The organism is Microvirga sp. P4_G7 (assembly GCF_056401005.1).
This window is the reverse complement of record NZ_JBFUKD010000737.1, coordinates 1-1731: the sequence shown is the minus strand read 5'-3', so window position 1 is coordinate 1731 and position 1731 is coordinate 1. Positions and strand designations below refer to the sequence as shown.

Sequence of the window (1731 nt, the reverse complement as noted above, 5' to 3'; positions counted from 1 at the left end):
GGCAACGCGCGATTGGATGGATGCGAGATCTCCCATGATCTCGGTCATCTCCTTCATGAGTTTGCCGGCAGCGGGGCGCTGAATTTCATCGATGCTGAACATTTTCATGGGGAGTTCTCGATTTGGGAAAGGGAACGAGACGGATGCCGTAGGCGCTCTGGGGCGTGATCGCTGCACCACCACGTCCCTTCGACCCCGCGATGAAGACATGAGCCCTCACCGAAACTTGCAGGCTCTGCGCACTCCACACACCGGAGCTTCAGTTCATGGCCGCGTGGCGGTTCATGAGCGGGCGCGGGCTTGCGAAAGAAGTTGGGGCTCTGCGCCATCAGGCCCGCTCCCCGAACATGAGAAGCTCGCGCGGACGCACCCTGCAGAACCGGGCGGATGCGTAGTCGAATACGGCACAGGCGTCGGCACGATCGTCATCTCTGCAGCCTTTCGGGATGTACCCGAGCAACTGCGCTCGCTCGATCGTGGCYGCCTTTTTCAATTCACGGCTTTTCGGGCCTGAGAAACGCGCTTGTCCGATGAAGTGCTTGGCAACCGTTTGCGCGTTGACCCATTCGACGGGGATTTCGTAGGCGGCCGCGACGAACGTCACGACCGACATGCAGCCCCATTGAAGAACGACAGCATCGGGACTGCGCTGCCCWGCCGGGTGCATSGGCGACTCGACGGCGATYAGATCTGGYTTGTCACARACAAATAGGTCCCTGAGAAAGAAGCCGATATTTCGCCATGCGACTTGGACATCGTCTTSYGGCTTCTTCAGGCGAACGGTGTCGGACCGCGGCGGGATTTCTCCCGCCGTTCCAATTCCGAATCCGGTCTTYGTCGCGACGTCGAGCGCCAAGAGTTTCACRTYCGCCTCGATTTACTGGAGCTTGTAGCTTCCCGTTCCTTCGGCCCCSGGAAGRGGRTCGCYAGACTTGTTCTTGAGGAAGCGAGGGCGGAGATCCTCGTCATCGTCATTCGACGGCGGAGAAGGYGGCTCGTCWGATTTCGGCTTCGGTGCCTTGTGAGCGTTGGCCTCGAACGCCGCTTTCGCTTCGTCCAAAGGCATYGCSGGAGACGGTGCCKGCGGCGGCGCTGCGTCRGCCTTGCGSCGCCGCGCCCGGCCGGGATCGTCCAATCGCTCAGCATCRTGGCGCTCGCCGGAAGACGTCTTGTCGAAGACGGATTCGCCATCCTCCGCCACGCCCTGCCCCGGCTTCGCGGTGAACATTGAAAGCTGGAACGGCCGGCCGATGTCTTCTAGGAAGAGTTTGAGCTGCTCGACGGTCGCCTCGTAGACGCCGTCCTTGCACTTCACGAGGATCGCGCGGATCTGCATCGCCTCCTTCGTGATGCCGAAGACCTCATGCAGGCGCTTCTTGTGCTGTCCGATCTGGCCGGCGACGCCCTGCGCTTCGGCTTTGAGTGCTTCGCCTTCGCGGAAGAGCTCGTCGCGACGCTCCTTCTCTGCTGGCAGCTTCGCCAATGAGTTGTCGGCAAGGGCCTGGGCCTTGTCGGCGGTCTTGGCATCCTTGCGGGCCTGCTTCTCTTCGGTGGTCATGGGTCGGCGTCCGCGGCGCATTGGCGATCTCCGTTGTGCGGGGGTGGTGTCAGACGTGGGTCTTGATCGAGACGATGGAGTTTTGTCGCTTCATGTCAGCTTCGAGATTGGCCAAAGCGGTCTGCCCTTCTCGGGACTGCTGAATGATTGCGTCGCACTCATCAGGGGAGAGG

Annotated in this window: 2 protein-coding genes; both read right to left on the bottom strand. The window is 61.4% G+C overall.

The window, feature by feature from the left end:
* Positions 1-328: 328 nt before the first annotated feature.
* On the bottom strand, positions 329-667 hold the full coding sequence (locus tag AC1DT3_RS20145) for a hypothetical protein (RefSeq protein WP_477466987.1): 339 nt from the start codon (positions 665-667) through the stop codon (positions 329-331).
* 210 nt (positions 668-877) lie between these two features.
* On the bottom strand, positions 878-1558 hold the full coding sequence (locus AC1DT3_RS20140) for a hypothetical protein (protein WP_477466986.1): 681 nt from the start codon (positions 1556-1558) through the stop codon (positions 878-880).
* Positions 1559-1731 lie beyond the last annotated feature (173 nt).